17 protein-coding genes are annotated in these 18,202 nt (G+C 45.1%); 13 read left to right on the forward strand and 4 right to left on the reverse strand.

All coding sequences use genetic code 11. From position 1 onward, the window contains the following. Positions 1 to 144: 144 nt before the first annotated feature. The 10 genes from AC0L46_RS13265 to AC0L46_RS13310 all read left to right on the forward strand — a co-directional run bounded on the left by AC0L46_RS13265 (position 145) and on the right by AC0L46_RS13310 (position 12,300). On the forward strand, positions 145 to 510 hold the full coding sequence (locus tag AC0L46_RS13265) for an MliC family protein (RefSeq protein ID WP_473504215.1): 366 nt from the start codon (positions 145 to 147) through the stop codon (positions 508 to 510). A 119-nt stretch (positions 511 to 629) separates the two neighbouring features. Beyond that, positions 630 to 1,406 carry a precorrin-3B C(17)-methyltransferase gene (gene cobJ / locus AC0L46_RS13270; RefSeq protein WP_473504217.1) on the forward strand — a complete coding sequence of 259 codons (777 nt, stop codon included), beginning with the start codon at positions 630 to 632 and terminating at the stop codon, positions 1,404 to 1,406. Between the two features lie 33 nt (positions 1,407 to 1,439). Then, positions 1,440 to 2,231, forward strand: coding sequence for a precorrin-4 C(11)-methyltransferase (gene cobM, locus AC0L46_RS13275; RefSeq protein WP_473504219.1), 792 nt, complete (start codon positions 1,440 to 1,442; stop codon positions 2,229 to 2,231). A 2-nt stretch (positions 2,232 to 2,233) separates the two neighbouring features. Further along, complete coding sequence (gene cobW / locus AC0L46_RS13280) at positions 2,234 to 3,313, forward strand: cobalamin biosynthesis protein CobW (protein WP_414681097.1); 1,080 nt, start codon at positions 2,234 to 2,236, stop codon at positions 3,311 to 3,313. A 14-nt stretch (positions 3,314 to 3,327) separates the two neighbouring features. Next, positions 3,328 to 7,200: a cobaltochelatase subunit CobN gene (gene cobN, locus AC0L46_RS13285; protein ID WP_473504221.1), complete on the forward strand. Its 3,873-nt coding sequence runs from the start codon at positions 3,328 to 3,330 to the stop codon at positions 7,198 to 7,200. Between the two features lie 78 nt (positions 7,201 to 7,278). Further along, complete coding sequence (locus AC0L46_RS13290) at positions 7,279 to 8,493, forward strand: sirohydrochlorin chelatase (RefSeq protein WP_473504223.1); 1,215 nt, start codon at positions 7,279 to 7,281, stop codon at positions 8,491 to 8,493. 376 nt (positions 8,494 to 8,869) lie between these two features. Further along, entirely contained in the window at positions 8,870 to 9,904 is a 1,035-nt protein-coding gene (gene metN / locus AC0L46_RS13295; protein WP_414681094.1) for a methionine ABC transporter ATP-binding protein MetN, read from the forward strand. Beyond that, positions 9,894 to 10,580: a methionine ABC transporter permease gene (locus tag AC0L46_RS13300; RefSeq protein WP_414681093.1), complete on the forward strand. Its 687-nt coding sequence runs from the start codon at positions 9,894 to 9,896 to the stop codon at positions 10,578 to 10,580. Before metN ends, AC0L46_RS13300 begins: the two co-directional genes overlap by 11 nt. Before the next feature lie 54 nt (positions 10,581 to 10,634). Beyond that, complete coding sequence (gene metQ, locus AC0L46_RS13305) at positions 10,635 to 11,450, forward strand: methionine ABC transporter substrate-binding lipoprotein MetQ (RefSeq protein ID WP_473504226.1); 816 nt, start codon at positions 10,635 to 10,637, stop codon at positions 11,448 to 11,450. 49 nt (positions 11,451 to 11,499) lie between these two features. Next, positions 11,500 to 12,300: a MetQ/NlpA family ABC transporter substrate-binding protein gene (locus tag AC0L46_RS13310; RefSeq protein WP_473504228.1), complete on the forward strand. Its 801-nt coding sequence runs from the start codon at positions 11,500 to 11,502 to the stop codon at positions 12,298 to 12,300. Positions 12,301 to 12,370: 70 nt separating this feature from the next. On the opposite strand, the gene AC0L46_RS13315 is transcribed toward AC0L46_RS13310, so the two are convergent. From AC0L46_RS13315 to AC0L46_RS13330, 4 genes are all read right to left on the reverse strand, one after another. Beyond that, on the reverse strand, positions 12,371 to 13,024 hold the full coding sequence (locus AC0L46_RS13315; protein ID WP_473504230.1) for a DedA family protein: 654 nt from the start codon (positions 13,022 to 13,024) through the stop codon (positions 12,371 to 12,373). Next, on the reverse strand, positions 13,021 to 13,374 hold the full coding sequence (locus tag AC0L46_RS13320) for a hypothetical protein (RefSeq protein WP_473504232.1): 354 nt from the start codon (positions 13,372 to 13,374) through the stop codon (positions 13,021 to 13,023). Before AC0L46_RS13320 ends, AC0L46_RS13315 begins: the two co-directional genes overlap by 4 nt. A 2-nt stretch (positions 13,375 to 13,376) precedes the next feature. Continuing rightward, positions 13,377 to 14,738 (reverse strand): multicopper oxidase family protein, encoded by a 1,362-nt coding sequence (locus AC0L46_RS13325; protein ID WP_473504234.1) that lies wholly within the window; start codon positions 14,736 to 14,738, stop codon positions 13,377 to 13,379. 129 nt (positions 14,739 to 14,867) lie between these two features. Then, positions 14,868 to 15,392, reverse strand: coding sequence for a ricin-type beta-trefoil lectin domain protein (locus tag AC0L46_RS13330; protein ID WP_473504236.1), 525 nt, complete (start codon positions 15,390 to 15,392; stop codon positions 14,868 to 14,870). Positions 15,393 to 15,597: 205 nt separating this feature from the next. Between AC0L46_RS13330 and AC0L46_RS13335 the strand changes: the two genes are divergently transcribed. The 3 genes from AC0L46_RS13335 (at position 15,598) to AC0L46_RS13345 (ending at position 18,189) form a co-directional block, all read left to right on the forward strand. Beyond that, a complete protein-coding gene (locus tag AC0L46_RS13335; protein ID WP_473504238.1) occupies positions 15,598 to 16,095 on the forward strand; it encodes a P-loop nucleotide/nucleoside kinase family protein in 498 nt (165 codons plus the stop codon). A gap of 74 nt (positions 16,096 to 16,169) precedes the next feature. Next, the gene (locus AC0L46_RS13340) at positions 16,170 to 16,709 is read left to right on the forward strand and encodes a hypothetical protein (RefSeq protein ID WP_414681081.1); all 540 of its coding nucleotides are present in this window, start codon (positions 16,170 to 16,172) and stop codon (positions 16,707 to 16,709) included. A gap of 13 nt (positions 16,710 to 16,722) precedes the next feature. Next, on the forward strand, positions 16,723 to 18,189 hold the full coding sequence (locus tag AC0L46_RS13345; protein ID WP_473504240.1) for an FAD-dependent oxidoreductase: 1,467 nt from the start codon (positions 16,723 to 16,725) through the stop codon (positions 18,187 to 18,189). Positions 18,190 to 18,202: the final 13 nt, after the last annotated feature.

Raw genomic sequence — 18,202 nt, forward strand, 5'->3', positions numbered from 1 at the left:
AAGGCTGCAACAAAAAGTTACTCATTCCTACTGATACAATACACATTTCAAAAGTATCGTCGATGTAAGATAGATAAAGCAGCCATTTATGCTTAAATGTATTATATGGAATAAAGGGTTAATGCCAGCAAGGAGTACTACATTATGACGTCGCTTATTTTATTTTTGCGCAGCACACTGATTACCTTTATGGCGCTTGCTGTAGTAGCTTGTTCTTCCGTTAATAACGAGAAGGTTATTGAGGAGGAAGTTTATGAGATTGAAGATGTGGTGCAAACAAACGCTGCTGTTTATTCCTGTGATGATAAGCTGCTGAATGTCTACTTTCATGGTGATCAAGCAGAATTAACATGGAAAAATGAAACACACTTACTGAATCATGCTGTGAGTGCGTCAGGATCTTCTTTCCTAGGAGAGTCTTTGTCCTTTGTCATTCAAAGTGAAAAAACCGTGTTAAGCACAAAAAGCGCAAAAGAGATTCAATGCCTTTTGCTGCATGTTGATTCTTAATCTGCTTTTACCTGAACATCTCTCACTTTAAATTCCAGCCTTTTCATCTCGTTAAGCCTCCATTCCGTGTACAATAACGCCATTCGCGCAGGTTGCGCTCTGTTATATGTAGAGAATGAATGAGCAAGTTATTTGTAATGGGCATGGGGCCCGGTGATCTAGGTTTGGTTGCGCCGAATGCAACAAAAGCATTAACGGCCTGCAGTGACTGGGTCGCTTATGGTTACTATTTAGAGTTGCTGGGTGAATTAAGTGACGGAAAAACCTTCCACGATTTGCCGTTAGGCGAAGAAATCGGTCGAGCGCGTTTAGCACTTACGCTTGCAGCACAAGGTAAAAATACGGCGCTTATTTCTAGTGGCGATATTGGCATTTATGCTATGGCGACCTTGGTGTTTGAACTCTTAGATTTACAACTTCAAGGCAAAGAAAGTCACCCAGAATGGCTCGATGTCGAGATTGAAGTGATCCCAGGTATTTCCGCGATGCAAGCGGGCGCAAGCCGAGTCGGTGCTATGTTGGGCCACGATTTCTGTACGATCTCTCTATCGGATTTATTAACCCCTTGGGAAACCATAGACAAACGCCTTCATGCTTGTGGTATGGGCGATTTTGTTGTGTCTTTTTATAATCCTGTTTCTAAAAAGCGCGACTGGCAATTGAATCACGCCCGTGATGTCTTGTTGCAATATCGTCCTGCAAGCACGCCTGTGATGATTGGCCGTCAATTAACCAGACCAGAAGAAGACATTACTTTCACGACGCTGGGAGAATTAGACGCCAAAGACGTGGACATGTTTACCATGGTAAGCGTGGGGAATTCTGATACCAAACACATAGTAAACGGCGAGAAAGAATGGATTTACACACCTCGCGGCTATTCGAAAAAACTCTAGGAAATCCATCGCACACTGAATGAGTAATAATACATGACAGTCTATTTTATTGGCGCAGGGCCGGGTGATCCTGACTTAATGACAGTGAAAGCCGTGAAAACCATCGAACGTTGCGCGGTCATTTTATACGCGGGTTCTTTGATTCCAACGCAAGTGATTGACAGTGTTCGTGGCTCGGCGGAAGCCATTTACGATACGGCTGAAATGAATCTAGAGGAAACCACCGCTGTCATCGAACAAGCCGCGAAAGAAGGCAAAGACATTGCGCGTTTACAGTCTGGCGATCCGGCTTTATATGGTGCTATTGGCGAACAGATTCGTCGCTTGGAAGCACTCGATATCGACTATGAAGTAATTCCAGGAGTCAGCGCCGTGGCAGCGTCCGCGGCCTTATTGAAAAAAGAACTGACATTGTCGGGCGTATCACAAACCGTCATTATGACGCGCTATGAAGGCAAAACTCCGTTTCCAGAACGAGAGTGTTTGCCCGCGTTGGCACAAAGTGGCGCGACGCTGGCCATTCATTTAGGCATCACACGTATTCATAAAATCGTTGAAGAACTGATTCCTCATTATGGCGAAGATTGCCCTGTGGCAGTGTGTTATCGAACCAGCTGGCCAGATCAAGATTATGTGGTTGGCACCTTGGCGGACATCGTTGCCAAAGTCCGTGAGAAAAAATTCACTCGCACCAGCTTGATTCTGGTCGGGAAAGTACTGGATACCGACGATTTCGCCGACTCTTATTTATACGATAAAGGGCAAGCGCATATCTTCAGAAAAATACATAAACCTAAAAACAAAAACTCCAAAGAGCAGGGTTAATCATGCAACTTAATAAAATTCCAACAACGATTGTCACTGGCTTTTTAGGAAGCGGTAAAACCACCTTATTGTCGAATGTGCTAAAGCAAGCCGCAGGCAAACGCATTGCGGTCATTGTGAATGAATTTGGTGAACTGGACATAGATTCAGAATTGCTTCGTTCTTGTCCTTTGGATTGTGATGACGAGCAAGAAAGCGGCCAACGCAGTGACGATGGCTTTTATGAGCTGGCGAACGGTTGTATTTGTTGCACGGTAGAAGAAGAGTTTTTACCTGTGATGGAACAGCTGGTGGCGCGTCGTGACGACATTGACCACATCTTAATTGAAACCAGCGGTTTGGCCTTGCCTAAGCCTTTGGTGCAAGCCTTTAATTGGCCGGGCATTAAAGAACATTGCACAGTGGATGCGGTGATCACGGTTGTTGATGGCGCAGCCGTTGCCGCAGGTCGTTTCGCTCACGATGAAAATAAAGTACAAGCTCAGCGAGAAGCAGACGACAGCCTTGATCATGACCCAAGCTTGCAAGAGTTATTGGATGATCAGCTAAGCGCCGCGGATCTTGTGGTGGTGACGAAAAACGATTTATTGGATGACGAAGCTCGTACTCGTGTACAAAGCATCATTCGTCATGAAGTGCCAAAAAGCGTGAAGACTGCCTACATCGAAAATGGCGAAGTGGCGCTGGACGCTTTATTAGGTATTGATGCCGCGACAGAAAGTCGAATCGACGAAGTGCACAATCATCATGATCATCATCACGCGCACGGCGAACATCACGATCACGCCCACGACCATTTTGATTCTTTTGTGGTGAGCCTTGGTGAAGTGCAATCTGACTTATTGCAAGAAACCCTTTCCCAGTTGTTGGAAGAGCATAATATCTTTCGTATTAAAGGGTTTGCCGCCGTTCATGGCAAACCAATGCGACAGGTGTTTCAAGCGGTTGGCAAACGTTTAGACCGTTATTTCGATCGTTTATGGCAAGCCGATGAAATCCGCCAAACGCAATTGGTGTTCATTGGTAAAGGCATCACAAAAGAGAGCATCGAAAGTGCTCTGCATAATGCTCTTACTTCTTAGGAAATAGTCGAAGTATGCATTTACTGGCAGCCAAACCGGGCGGATTTGTAGACGATGAAGGCATTGTCGATTTAGGACAAAGCCCTGCGGATCTGGTGATCTTGGCTGCGGCGGATTCTGTGCTTGGTGCGCTTGGAAACGCCTTGGATGCGTTGCATTCAATAGATGAATTTACCGCAATCTTGCCCAGCGTTCGCCTTGCCAATTGGATGCAATTAGCCAAGCCAGCCGCGTATGACCTTTATGAAGACAAAGTATTAGAAAAAGCCAAAGTAGTGGTCGTTTCCCTGTTGGGTGGCGAACATTATTGGCCTTATGGTTTTCAGCGTTTACAGGCTTGGGCGAATGCCAAACCGAATCGTACCTTGATCTTGGTGCCCGGAGACGACACGCCTGATGTTGAGTTGATGAAGGCGTCAACGTGCTCAATGGAAAACGCCCATCGTGTATGGCGATATTTACGGGAGAGTGGTCAGGCGAATAACGAACAATGTCTGCGCTTTCTGACACAAGAATTTTTTAACCAAACGTCTTCTCATGAACCGCTTACTTGGCTTGAGCCGGCGCCTTTGCCTTCTGCTCTGATTTACCATAACGGCAAAGCCTCCAGCTTGGCGAAATGGCAAGGCCATTACGAAGCATCTTTAACAAACAAGCCCGTAACGCTAGTGGTGTTTTATCGCTCCCATTTGCAATCGGGAAATACCGCCATGTTCGATGCGCTGCTGAGCATTATAGAGCAAGAAGGTTTGGTGCCGTTGGCGATTGCGGTTAGTTCCTTAAAAGATCCTGTGTCGGTGGGTTTGGTCGAAAGCCTCGCTGAACAAACTCAAGCAAAAGTGATTTTAAACACCACAGGTTTTGCCGCAAATCGAGTGGGCAGCCCAGATTTAGCGTCTGAACCAACCGATTTTCAATCCGCTTTTGATTCTCCTATTCCTGTTTTACAGCTCATTTTATCTGGCAGTACGCAAGAAGATTGGCAAGCACAAACACAAGGTTTACGAAGCCGTGATGTGGCGATGCAAATTGTATTGCCAGAAATGGACGGCCGTATTGTGACTCGCGCGGTGAGCTTCAAAGCCTTAAGCCATTACAATGAAACCGCTCAAGTTGATTTGGTGCGTTATGAATTACACGAAGAGCGAGCGCGCTTTGTGGCGCAACTGGCGAAGCGATATGCGAACTTAGCGAGCAAACCGAACAAAGAAAAACGCATTGCCTTTGTGTTGGCGAATTATCCGACTAAAGATGGGCGAATTGGTAATGGTGTCGGTCTTGATACGCCTCATTCTACCGTAAATTTATTGTCGGCTTTGCAAGAAGCTGGCTACCCAATCGAAGAGATTCCAGAAAACGGCAACGCCCTAATTGAAGCATTATTAGGCGCGGTGACGAACAATCCAAATACACTTCATGAGCGTGGTTGTTGGCAAAGTTTGTCTTTAGAAGACTACTTAACTTACTTTTATCAGTTGCCGCTAGAAAGCCAAAATGCGGTTTGGGATCGTTGGGGGCCGCCAGAAGACGACCACAAATGCCGAGAGCAAAATGGCCAACGGCGCATCATGTTGGCTGGCATTCGATTAGGCGAAACCTTTGTTGGCATTCAACCTGCGCGCGGTTTCAATCTCGACTTGGTGGCTAACTATCATGATCCAGATTTGATTCCGCCACACAGTTACTTGGCGTTTTATTTTTGGTTACGCCATGTTTATAAAGTGGATGCCTTTGTTCATGTGGGCAAACATGGCAACCTCGAATGGCTACCGGGAAAAGGCACGGCCTTGTCTGACATGTGTTGGCCTGACATTGCCCTTGGGCCAATGCCGAATTTTTACCCTTTTATTGTCAATGATCCGGGCGAAGGCGCGCAGGCGAAACGCCGTACACAAGCGACCATTATTGATCACCTGATGCCGCCAATGACACGCGCCGAAACTTACGGCGACATGGCGGAATTAGAAAACTTGGTGGACGAATATTACCAAGCCATGGGAATGGATGCTCGACGGGAAACTTGGTTAAAAGAGCAGATTCTTAAAAAAGTCCAAAGCAGCCATTTGTTAGAAGAACTTACTGACACAGATGCAGAAGACGAAACCTCGGTTTTAGAAGGTTTAGACGCTTATTTGTGTGAGATAAAAGAAGCGCAAATTCGCCATGGTTTGCATCGCCTTGGTGAATTACCAGCAGACGACAAGTTGGCCGACACGCTGGTGGCGTTATTGCGTTTGCCTCGTGGCAGCGACTTGACCAGCCAAGGCATTCTTCATGCCTTAGCCAAAGACTTGAATTTGGAGAGCGACGGCTTTGATCCTATGCAAAGCCTTCGTACGCCTTGGCGTGGGAAACAGCCAGAAGTACTTTTATCGGTTGCAAATACTCAATGGCGAACGCATGCAGACACCAAAGAACGTTTGGAATTACTCGCACAAAGCTTGGTGATGACACACCTTATTCAAGGGGAACCTTTGAATGAGATCGAAGTCTTGTTGCCTGAAACGGCCGTGCTTTTAGCTCACAGTAAAAAGACCTTGATGGCGGCATTAGAGCAAAGTGCAAAAGATGAAATATCAGCGCTCATCACAGGTTTGTCTGGCGGCTTTATTCCTCCTGGGCCAAGCGGTGCGCCAACTCGAGGTCGATTAGACACCTTGCCAACAGGGCGCAACTTTTTCTCGGTAGACAATCGTTCCATTCCATCGCCAGCGGCGTGGGCGATTGGCAAAGAGTCCGCAGAAGCCTTGGTTCAACGACACCTTCAAGAGCACGGCGATTATCCAAAAGACCTAGGTTTGTCTGTGTGGGGAACCGCCACCATGCGAACCGGCGGAGACGATATTGCGCAAGCGTTTGCGCTCATGGGTGTTCGTCCTATTTGGGCGCCAGGATCAAATCGCGTGACGGATTTTGAAGTCATGTCGAGTATGCAATTGGGTCGCCCGCGAGTCGATGTGACGTTACGAGTGTCTGGCTTTTTTCGTGATGCGTTTGCCAATGTGATGCGACTTTATGACGCGGCGGTTCAGGCTATCGCTGAGTATGAGGAGCCGGGCACAAGCAATACCATTCGCGCCAACGTACAAGCCAGAAAGCAAACCTTGCTTGATCAAGGCATGGACGAAGAACTTGCCAACCGCCAAGCAACGTATCGCGTTTTTGGCAGCAAACCGGGCGCTTATGGCGCAGGTTTACAAGGTTTGATTGACGAACGTTGTTGGGACACCAAGGCAGACCTTGCGGAAGCCTATGTGAATTGGGGCGGTTACGCTTACGATGGCAATACTTATAACGGCGAGCAAGATGGCGTCGAGGCGAAATCTGCTTTTGTCGAGCGCTTGTCTCAGCTCGATGCTGTGGTGCAAAACCAAGACAACCGCGAGCACGATATTCTGGATTCGGACGATTATTACCAGTTCCAAGGCGGCATGACTAACGCGGTGACGGAGTTCAGCGGGCAAGCGCCAAGCGTTTATCACAGCGATCATTCTAATCCGAGTTCACCGAAAATTCGTACCTTAAAAGAAGAGTTAAACCGAGTCGTACGCTCGCGGGTTTTGAATCCTAAATGGATTGAAGCCATGCAAACTCACGGCTACAAAGGCGCATTTGAAATGACCGCCACGGTGGATTACCTATTCGCCTATGACGCCACAACGGATTTGGTCGCCGATTATCAATACGAACAAGTGACCGATCGTTTGTTGCTCGACCCACAAAACCAAGCTTTTATGCGTGATAATAATCCTCATGCATTGGAAGAAATGGGGGAGCGCTTATTGGAAGCAATCCAGCGCGGCATGTGGCAAAATGCCGATGATTATGAAGGCAAAATTCAGTCTCTGTTGCTTGATTTAGATCAGCAGCAGGAGCAAGCAAGATAAACTATCATGACGGGCTTTAGTCCCTAATCGATGAAAATAGTAGGCTTGGGCAGAAGCCAAACAACAAAGAGAGAGAGAATGAGTAATACAAAGACAGTCAAAAAAGGCATTATGATTTGTGGTCACGGAAGCCGTGATAAAGATGCGGAGCGCGAGTTTGGTCTAGTGGCAAAAGGCCTAAAAGAACGCTTTCCTGATTTGCCTGTTGAATACGGTTTTCTTGAATTTTCTGCACCCAATATTCACATGGGATTAAACAGTTTGCTTGACCAAGGTGTGGAAGAAATCTACGCCGTTCCGGGCATGCTTTTCGCTGCGACACACGCGAAAAACGACATTCCGTCTGTACTCACAACCTACGAAGGAAAGAACTCAGGCCTTCAAGTGACTTATGGCCGTGAGCTGGGCTTGCAGGACGACATGATTGACGCCTTCCAAGCGCGTATTTATGAGTCGTTAGGATTGGACCCAGAAAACCCACCTCAAAATTTATACGACACCATGTTAGTTGTGGTTGGCCGCGGAACGTCAGACACCTCTGCGAATGCGGAAGCCGCGAAATTGACTCGTATCGTCAATGAAAACATGGGCTTTGGCTGGGCCGATACCGTTTACTCTGGTGTCACTTATCCATCCGTTGGTGTTGGGTTAGAAAAGCTCATGAAGCTAGGTTATAAGCGCATCGTGGTTGCGCCTTACTTCTTATTCACTGGTCGATTGATCAAGCGTATTCAAGGCTACGTGAACAAAGTCGCCCAAGCAAATCCAGAGATCGAATTTATTAATACGCCTTATCTGAGCGACCACCCGAAAGTCATTGATGCTTTCCAGCATCGCGTGGAAGAAATCATGCAAGGTGCATTGGATTCTGGTGAAGAAACCCTGATGAACTCCTTCAAGCGTCGCTTAGCTGCTGGTGAAGTGGATGTTCATCACCATCATGCAGAATACGTTGACCCAGAAGACGACACCCAAGGCATTGCAGCAACAGATAAAGCGCATGGTCATTCGCATTCTCATGACCACAGCCACGGTCATTCACATAGCCACGACCACGGACATTCTCACGATCACTCTCATAGTCATGATCATTCACATGGCCATTCTCACAGCCATGGGCACGGGCATTCTCACGGAGTGTACAAACACATCGGACACCCAATGGGGCCAAGAACCATGATAGGAGAAGGAATCTGCTGCTGCTTCATGGGGCAATTTACGGAAGAAATCTTGGAAGAAGAAAAACACCGTATCGACGGCGACTGCACCAAAACAGCCTTGGCTCATAAATAAATTATACGCCTAAATTGCGCTTCGTTTTTTTGCTCTAGTAAGAGTGATGAGCGAAGCGTAATCTATTTTCCTTAACTTACATACTTGTTTAATTCTCTGCTTTCTTACCTTGAAATCATTCATCTGATCATGAAATTAATTGCCTATATTGGCATTAAAAAACCGTCATACTTAGTTTTCTCTCATAGGCTTTTGAAGAAGATATAGCGAAGCAATATAAGCATTCTCTTATTAGGTATTACCTGTTAATTGACTAAATGGCCGAGACACTTTAAGGTCGCGCTATTATTTATGGGAGCATGAAAAATACATCTATATTTTCCATGCTCAAGACAAGCTGTTTAAGTATAAAAGCTTATAAGTTTCGGGATTTTTGATGATACAGATAAAAAATGTAAATAAGGTTTTTTATCAAGGTGGCCGTGCGATCAAGGCACTTGATGACATTAATCTTACGATTTCTGAAGGCACTATCTATGGTGTTATTGGCTCTTCAGGAGCGGGGAAAAGTACACTCATTCGCTGTGTTAACTTATTAGAACGGCCAACCGAAGGTAGTGTGTGGGTTGATGGTGTTGAGCTGAATACTCTTTCTAGCAATGAATTAACACTCACTCGCCGTAAAATCGGTATGATTTTTCAACACTTTAACCTTCTGTCATCTCGGAATGTATTTGATAACGTAGGTTTTCCACTTGAATTGGCCGGCATTAGTAAGCAAGCCATTAAAGAAAAAGTTGATAGCTTATTAGAGTTGGTGGGGTTAGCTGATAAAAAAGACAGCTATCCTGCTAATTTGAGTGGCGGTCAAAAACAGCGTGTGGCTATTGCTCGTGCGTTAGCATCGGATCCTAAAGTTTTATTATGTGATGAGGCAACCAGTGCATTAGATCCTGCGACAACGCAATCTATTCTGGAATTACTACGTAAAATCAATAAAGAATTCAATCTGACCATTTTATTGATTACCCATGAAATGGCAGTGGTGAAAAGTATTTGTTCTGATGTCGCTATTATTGGTGCTGGTAAATTGGTTGAGCAGGGGGCGGTAGGGGATATTTTTGCCCATCCGAAAACAGAATTGGCCCGCCAATTTATACGTTCGACATTAGATCTCTCTATCCCTGTTGATTATTCCGAACGCTTGTCTGCAATTCCAGAAGAGAATAGCCATCCACTTGTACGTTTAGAGTTTACAGGTGCATCTGTTGATGCGCCTATTATCAGTCAGGTGGCGAGAGAGTTTAATCTGGATATCAGTATTTTGAGCTCCAATATGGATTATGTGGGCGGGATTAAGTTTGGTTTGATGTTGGCAGAGTTTTTTGGCACACCAGAAGCAACGGAACAAGCGATCACTTTTCTAAAAGAGAATAAAATTGAAGTAGAGGTATTAGGTTATGTCGCTTGATATTGTGTTGGACTGGTGGGTAAATAATGATCGATTAATTGACCTATTAGTAACGGCTTTATGGCAAACCATAGTAATGGTTTTTTCTGCAGGCTTTATTGGGTTGATATTTGGTATTCCGTTGGGGGTGCTACTTCACCTGAGTAAAGAGTCCGGTTTATTAGCGAATAAAAGCTTAAATAAAACGCTAGGTATCATGGTGAATATTGGGCGCTCCATTCCTTTTATTATTCTATTGGTGGCCATTATCCCTTTTACTCGTTTTGTTGTGGGCAGCTCTATTGGTACAGCTGCGGCAGTCGTGCCTCTTTCTATTGCGGCGATTCCTTTTATTGCTCGATTGATTGAAGGAGCTTTGTTAGAAGTGCCAGCTGGATTAGTAGAAGCGGCGCAAGCAATGGGCGCCAAACCTAGGCAGATTATATTAAAGGTTCTTCTTCCAGAAGCATTACCTGGCATTATCCATGCGATCACTATTCTGTTGGTTACTCTAGTTGGTTACTCCGCTATGGCTGGCACAGTTGGCGGTGGTGGTTTAGGTGATGTGGGAATTCGCTATGGTTATCAGCGCTTTGATGCGGCAGTTATGATGATGACCATTGTTATGCTTGTTGTGCTTGTCCAAATCATTCAATCGGTCGGTGATTATTTAGTAAAGCGTGTCGACCACCGTTAATAGTTTAATTTATTTTTTAGTCATAAATTGTTCTCGATATAAGGAGAAAAGATAATGCGTTTCACTGTTAAAGGCCTTTTTACTCTTGTTGGTCTTGCGTTAACACTATTATTTGTTGGTTGTAGTGATAAAGAATCCACTGGGGATATGAGCAAAATTAAGATTGGTGTGATTGCGGGTGCTGAGGCTCAAGTGGCAGAAGAAGCCGCTAAAGTGGCAAGAGAAAAATACAATTTAGAGGTAGAGTTGGTTATTTTTTCTGATTACATCACACCGAATGCGGCCTTAGATGAAGGCTCTATTGATATCAATGCATTCCAACATAAGCCTTATCTTGATCAGCAAATGAAAGACAGAGGTTATGAGTTTGCTATCGCGGGTAATTCTTTTGTTTATCCTATCGCAGGATATTCCAATAAGATAAAAGCACTTGATGAAATCAAAGATGGTGACCAGATTGCTATACCAAGTGATCCAACAAACCTTGCTCGTTCTTTGATCTTGCTTGAAAAGCAAAATCTTATTGAGCTAAAAGAGGGTGTTGGTTTAAGTGCTACTGTGCTGGATATTGTTAATAATCCAAAGAACCTAAAGATTATTGAATTAGAAGCCGCGCAACTTCCTCGTTCTTTAGGGGATGTTGCTCTTGCGATTATCAATACAACTTATGCAAGTAGCATTGATCTATCTCCTGAGAAAGATGGCCTTTTTGTAGAAGATAAAGACTCTCCTTATGTGAACTTAATTGTGGCTCGTAAAAACAACGTGGCTGCTGAAAATGTTAAGAACTTTGTTAAGGCCTATCAGTCTGAAGCGGTTTATCAAGCTGCAATGAAAATTTTCAAAAACGGTGTTGTTAAAGGTTGGTAATTGGAACCCACTTTAGATGCCGTATCTATTATTTTAAAAGGAAGCAGTAATGTTTAGTAAGAAAGTTGTTAAATTGTTAAGTGTTTTGCCCTTCGTTGTTGCGTTGGCCGCTTGTAGTGATGAAGACACTAAATCAATCAAAGTGGGTGCGACGGTTGGTCCACATGCAGAAGTAGTTGAAGCTGTAGCAGCGGAAGCTGAAAAACAGGGTTTGAATGTGGAAGTAGTTATCTTCTCTGACTACATTACGCCGAATGCAGCATTGGCTGATGGTAGCTTGGATCTAAACAGTTACCAACACCAGCCATTCTTAAATAACTTTAATAACAATAGTGAGCAAAAGCTGACGTCAATTGGTCGTTCTATCTTGATGCGAATGGGGGTTTATTCTTCTAAATATAACACTATTGAAGAGTTACCTGATAACGCTCGTATTTCAATTCCAAATGATCCAACCAATGGTAGCCGAGCATTAATCTTATTGGCTGATGCTGATTTAATTACTTTAAAAGCGGATGCCGATTCAAAAACAACGATATACGACATTGTTGAAAACCCAAAGAACTTTGAATTTGTTGAAGTAGAAGCAGCGCAATTGCCACGTACACTTGATGATGTTGATGCATCTGTTATTACGATGAACTATGTAATGTCTTCAGGCTTAAACCCTGCGGAACAAGGTATTTATCTTGAATCCAAAGATGCTGAGTTCGCGGTAATGCAGATAGCTTCTCGTGCAGAAGATAAAGACAACGAAACTTATAAAAAGTTTGTTGAGATTTTCCAGTCACAAGCTGTTCGTGACTTTATCGATACAACCTACAAAGGCACAATAGAAGCCGCTTTTTAATGCTTCATTAAATGCTTTTTGAACCTTATATAAGCCTCCTTTGGGAGGCTTTTTTATGACAGTTTCCTTTTTATGGTGTGTTTCTTTCTGATTGAGTTTGCGTTGTGTCGGGTGTTTCCGCTGTGTCGGTTTCTCTATAAGATCGCCAGCGATTTCGTAGAATGACCAAAAGGACAACAGCAACGGCGCAAGCCAGTACGACACCAAAGAAGTTTGCAATTAAAGAGGCCACCGCTTCTAATTGCGATGACAGCGCATAGCCAATGCCTACGAAGCCTAGCGTCCATAGAAGAGCACCAATGCCAGCAACGGTCGCGTACTTTTTCCAAGGTAATCCACCCGCGCCACTTAGATAGGTGACATAAGGGCAGGTTGGACTGAGAATGGTGTGACTCAGGAACACGGCCGTTGCCCCGCGTTTTTCCAGCATGTTTTCACTACGCTCAATGACAGGTGCCAGTCGTTCTGATTGTTTGCCTTTGGCAATTAACTTGGTGCCAAATTTAGAGGCTATGAAAAAGGCAATTTGATCACCAATGACAAAGGCTGAAAACCCTGTTGCGATCACCCAAGGCAGAGACAAATCACCGACGGCAGCAAAGCTACCAGCAGTGAGTGCCAGTACAGAAGCGGGCAGTGGCACGGCCAAACTGGCCAACATTATTACGACGAAAACCAGAATGAGTCCGTAATCTGGTACGAGAGCAAGAACGGTTTCTGTCATTGTTGCTGCGCTCGGTATTGCGCGGCGCCCTCCCTGACTTTCTCCGTCAATTCTTCCATTGTGACTCCATCGCGCTGAGCGATGCGTCCCAATCTACGACCACGATCCGCTTCCAGATCTATTTGTAGAATTTCAAACACTTTTGGGCGCGGAAGATCGTATGTCTCAACAATGTACAGTGGCGTCATCCAGCGTTTCAAATCAACGTCGACATTTTTTGGGTCGTTAAAATACAGAAATTCCACAATGACCTGCGTAGAAAACCAAATGGCTACAATCACGGCGGCTATAAGCCCTGAAAGCAGCATCCAGTTTTTGCGTAAAAAGGTCTTGTTTTTATTAGATATCATTCTTAAATAACCTCAACTGTTTGCATCATGCCTAAGTCTTCATGACGTAAAACATGGCAATGAATAACAAACTTACCTTTAAAGGTTTCAAACCGAGTTTTGTAAGTGACGGAACCATCTCGGCCACCGTCACGAAAGGGTAAGCCAATAGTATCTTGCCAGCGCCGCAAGGGACTATCCTTTGGCAATTCTACACCATTGATGTGGGTGATAAAAAATGGATTCACATGGATGTGAAAGGCATGAACACCGGGCGTAGAGTTGGTCACGGTCCATTCTTCTTCTGTTCCAAGTTTCATTTGATGGGCGATGGTGTCGTTGTGTTTTTGACCATCTATTGAAAAGTTTGGAGTGAAATCGATAACTCGTTTTGGCAGCGCTTTGTCGTCAAAGCCTGGTAATGCTGGGCCAGGACCGGGTAGGGCATCGTCATCAGACCAAGCCGCGTCGATTGGATCGCCAGCGATTTTAATTGTCAGTGTTACGTTCTCAGTCGCACTATTGAAGTTGAGCAAATCTTTAATGCCAGTGGTAATGCCAACTGGAATAAGACGTTCTCTTGAATCTTTTGGTGCACGCACAATAATATCCATACGGTTGCCCGGTGCTAAGGCAGAAGGATTGAACCATGGCTCGCGATTGTCTGAAAACTCAACGGGTATTCGCTTTGGTAAAGTAATGCCGTCAAAGGCAATTTGATAGGCGTCTAGATTGGTGAGGTTAGAGGAAAAATAGGCAAAGGTTTCGCCTGCTGCCTGTGCATTAATGATACGCCAACGCTGCACCTCACCCGGGCGCATGGTGATAGTGGGCGATGACTGGCCGCCGCCCTCAGGTTCGGCCAGTACCAATCCACGATTCATGATCATGAGGATTTTCTCAGGCGCTTGCGCAATGTAATCCGGCATGGTGCCTGGTTTGTCACGAATGATCAACGGGCCGGCCAAGCCTCTGCCAACCTGCCGCGAAGTGGCACCATGTTTATGAGCGTGATACCAGAATGTACCTGACGGATGATCGTCGGCGGTTTCAAAGCGGTAATTTGTTCGATGCTGACGTAATGTCTCTTTACCTGATAAACAGGGCGCGACTTGCTCTTTTGGCACCACGCTGACAAAAACATTGTCTGCGTCAAACTGACCAGAGGAATCTGTCGTTGGTGAAACATGCAGGCCATGTGTGTGCAAATTGGTTGTATTAATCCCGTGGAAGCTGTTCATATTGGTCGTGCAGTCGTCGTTTAACGCGGGTAAATCGTTAACGAGTTCAACATCTAAAGTGTCACCCGGATCTAAAAAGAAACTCGGCCCTGGCGAAACACCGTTATAGGTTGGTCGTCCATTCACTTCCTGAACGCGCAACACAGTAGGGTTGGTTTGTGCTCGCGCAAGAGTGCTGGTTAAAAGAGCTGGGACAGATGTTGAGAGAAGGCTAAAAAGCCCTGTGCCTGCTCCGAGTTTAAGAATGTTTCTGCGAGAAATAGAATTATTTTTTTAATCATGAGCGACGACCCATTTACGGTATAACGGGTCTGTCTCTGCGCAAGTGGTTAGCTCTAAAGTACGAGACATAAACGGGCCAGCTGACTTACTGGCTTGTCCGACACTAACACATTGCTTTGCATCATTTGCAGGTGAGATTGTCATGGTTTCACTGTTGTAGCTGAAAGCTTGGGTGCTTTTGCTTGCTTCGCAAGTGACAAGGCCAAAAACTGGATTAGAACCGCTGTTATATTGCATACAATAATCAGGATAGGCGACAGAACGTATTAGTCTGGTGTCTTCTTCAAATGAAAACTGAACATCTCCACCTGTTGGTTTGCAAGAATGGGTTTGCAGATTTTCACTAAAACCGCGTCCCAGTGTGTCGATGCACCATCCTAGATTGTCTTTTTCATCGAGATTATCGGCGAGATAAATTACGGGGTTTGGTGTTTTCAGGTTGGGCGCTCCCGCTGTCGCGATTCCTGAAACAAGTATAAGTATTCCGATAAGTCCAAATCGCATCTGTCTCATCATATCTTCCTTTCTGGCTTTGGTTAGAGGGGATCTGTTGGCTGTGAAGCACCGAGAAAACTTGGAATGACCTTTAAGCACGAAAATAGACTACAAAAAAAGCATCTTGGCTACAAGTTACCTAAACTGTTGGGTTTTCCGTCAGCAAAACTGGTTGTTTTTCTGTGTCGCATTTATTATCTACATTCAGGTTTTAAAGGGAGTGGATATGAAATCGCAAATAGGTACTTTGGTATTTTTCAGTGGCAAGATGGGAGCAGGGAAGACAACCTATTCCAAGTTGGTAACAGAAGAGTTAAATGCCATTTTATTGTCCGAAGATGAATGGTTAGCTTCCTTGTATCCTCAGAAAATCTTGTCTTTGCAGGATTATGTTTACTATTCCAATTTACTTAAACCACAGATGAAAAAGTTGGTGCAGTCCATTCTGTTATCAGGAAAGGATGTGGTGATGGATTTTCCTGCGAATACGCCGAATCAACGAGCTTGGTTTAACGAAATTTTCTCTGAAATCGATGGCTCGCATCGTCTTTTCTTCATTGATGTGGCGAATGAGGTTTGTTTGGAGCGAATAGAAAAACGACGTCAGGAACAACCTGAACGAGCGGCAACCGATACAGTTGAGATGTTTGAAAAGATGACGGCATATTTTTCTCCACCTTCGAGAGAAGAAGGGTTTAATATAGAGCGAGTGTCGTCCTTGTAAGACGAAATGAAGAGATTGAACGTTTTATCTTGTCGAATATGACATAACCTGTTTGCAGTAAAGAGGTCTTTAGTTTGCCAAAAGTCAGTAATAGCGATGCTCAACTCATCGAGCAGCTTCATGCTCTTGTGTTTCAAAATGCAGAGACTCAAGCGTTAATCGAAGACGGATTCAATCGTGCTTTAGCTCAGTTTGATGAGCCAGATTATGCCTTGCCTTATGTTTCATACAATTTGCCGATTACGCATTTTGAAGCGTCTTTGTCTTCTGAAGAAAAAGGGCGAGTGGGGCTGTGCCGAGTCTTCATTTTGAAGGCGGGTTGTCAGATGCCAAAGGCGGAAATCCATCGCAATAGTATTCAGCGTTTGGTGTCTTATAAAGGCAAGGGAGCGATTCATTCTGCTCAACCAGGTGGAATTGATAAAAGCTTTTCTCCTTGTGCGATTCATAGTCCAGTTGACAGCACGACGCCCTATACAGATTGCTGGGATGTGGTGCCAAAAAATACTTGGCATTTCCCTTGTGCAGGTGAACAAGAAGATTGGTTTACCGTGACTTTTCACAGTGCCAATGAAGCAGACATCATTGATGAACACGCGGAATTCGATTCCTAATGAGTTGTAAAAAGTGAATAAAGAAGCGAGCTGGGAAGCGTGTTCTGATTGTCAGGGGCAGGGGAAACGCAGTCGACGACTCCGTAAAAAAGTGCGTTTGCTTTACCTAAAACAGCTGGCCGAATATGAAAAGTCGGGCGGTGAAGGCGTTGAGCCAGTACGTCCTAAAGGTCACCTTGAGTCTTGCTCAAAGTGTGCGGGAACGGGTGTGTTACCTGCGCCAAACCCGCCGTCTTCCAAGAGTGACAACTATCCTCATATTGCCATTATTGGCGGTGGCATTGGTGGCGTGGCTTTGGCTGTAGCCTGCTTACACCGTGGTATTCCTTTTACTCTTTATGAACGAGACAGTGGTTTTGATGCTCGCTCTCAGGGTTATGGGCTGACCTTGCAGCAAGCAACAAGAGCGGTTGAAGGTTTGGGTATTACGTCATTAAAAGATGGTGTTGTGTCCACAAGACACTTGGTTCATACCCCAGAAGGAAAGGTCGTAGGCGAATGGGGTATGCGTAAATGGATGCAGTCCGATGACGCTACAAACCCACAATCATCAAGACAAACATCGCCAAAACGAACCAATATGCACATTGCTCGACAGTCTTTGCGTTTGGCCATACTTGGGCAGTTGGAAGGTCATGCTAGCGTGCAATGGAATCATCAGCTGCTTGATTTTACGGATAACAAAGACGGCGTCGAGTTGACGTTTCTTGTTCATGGTGAAAAGAAGCAAGCCAAGGCGGATTTGGTGGTCGGAGCAGACGGCATTCGCAGTGTGGTGCGTAAGCAGTTGATTGGCGAAGAGACAACGCCTTTGCGTTATTTAGGTTGCATTGTCATCTTAGGGATTTGTCCTTTGAGTGCGCTTGAAGACGTTGAAAGTGATTTATTGGATTCAGCGACTGTCTTCCAAACAGCCAATGGCAACGAGCGAATCTACATGATGCCGTATTCTGCGGATTCGGTTATGTGGCAGCTGAGTTTTCCTATGTCAGAAGAGGATGCCAAAGCATTGAGTGCAAAAGGCCCTGAAGCGCTGAAAGAAGAAGCTTGTCGACGAACCCAATGGCATGCTCCTATTCCTCAAATCTTATCTGCAACAAAAGCTGCGCAAGTATCGGGTTATCCTGTTTATGATCGTGAGTTACTCACATCGGAACGGTTAGAAAAAGGCAATAACGTCACCTTGATTGGAGACGCTGCGCACCCAATGAGTCCATTCAAAGGACAAGGCGCGAACCAAGCCTTGTTAGACGCATTAGCCTTAGCAAGAAGTATTACCAAGGGGTGCTGGTCTTTATCTCAATGGCGAGAAGCCGGTTTGAGAAAAAGCGTCTTAACTGAATTTGAAGCTGAGATGCTAGAACGAAGTGCGGTGAAAGTAGAAGGTTCAGCCGAAGCTGCTGAGTTTTTGCATTCGGATCTTGTGTTGCACGAAGGGGACGAACCGAGAGGCCGTTGCTTAAAAAGAGACAATGTATAGGAAAGGTGACACA

This window comes from Marinomonas sp. 15G6-16, assembly GCF_055809555.1.

Coding starts and splice junctions, on each gene's coding strand:
- AC0L46_RS13265 (WP_473504215.1), top strand. CDS start 145: ATGACGTCGCTTATTTTATTTTTGCGCAGCACACTGATTACCTTTATG.
- cobJ (WP_473504217.1), top strand. CDS start 630: ATGAGCAAGTTATTTGTAATGGGCATGGGGCCCGGTGATCTAGGTTTG.
- cobM (WP_473504219.1), top strand. CDS start 1,440: ATGACAGTCTATTTTATTGGCGCAGGGCCGGGTGATCCTGACTTAATG.
- cobW (WP_414681097.1), top strand. CDS start 2,234: ATGCAACTTAATAAAATTCCAACAACGATTGTCACTGGCTTTTTAGGA.
- cobN (WP_473504221.1), top strand. CDS start 3,328: ATGCATTTACTGGCAGCCAAACCGGGCGGATTTGTAGACGATGAAGGC.
- AC0L46_RS13290 (WP_473504223.1), top strand. CDS start 7,279: ATGAGTAATACAAAGACAGTCAAAAAAGGCATTATGATTTGTGGTCAC.
- metN (WP_414681094.1), top strand. CDS start 8,870: ATGATACAGATAAAAAATGTAAATAAGGTTTTTTATCAAGGTGGCCGT.
- AC0L46_RS13300 (WP_414681093.1), top strand. CDS start 9,894: ATGTCGCTTGATATTGTGTTGGACTGGTGGGTAAATAATGATCGATTA.
- metQ (WP_473504226.1), top strand. CDS start 10,635: ATGCGTTTCACTGTTAAAGGCCTTTTTACTCTTGTTGGTCTTGCGTTA.
- AC0L46_RS13310 (WP_473504228.1), top strand. CDS start 11,500: ATGTTTAGTAAGAAAGTTGTTAAATTGTTAAGTGTTTTGCCCTTCGTT.
- AC0L46_RS13315 (WP_473504230.1), bottom strand. CDS start 13,024: ATGACAGAAACCGTTCTTGCTCTCGTACCAGATTACGGACTCATTCTG.
- AC0L46_RS13320 (WP_473504232.1), bottom strand. CDS start 13,374: ATGATATCTAATAAAAACAAGACCTTTTTACGCAAAAACTGGATGCTG.
- AC0L46_RS13330 (WP_473504236.1), bottom strand. CDS start 15,392: ATGATGAGACAGATGCGATTTGGACTTATCGGAATACTTATACTTGTT.
- AC0L46_RS13335 (WP_473504238.1), top strand. CDS start 15,598: ATGAAATCGCAAATAGGTACTTTGGTATTTTTCAGTGGCAAGATGGGA.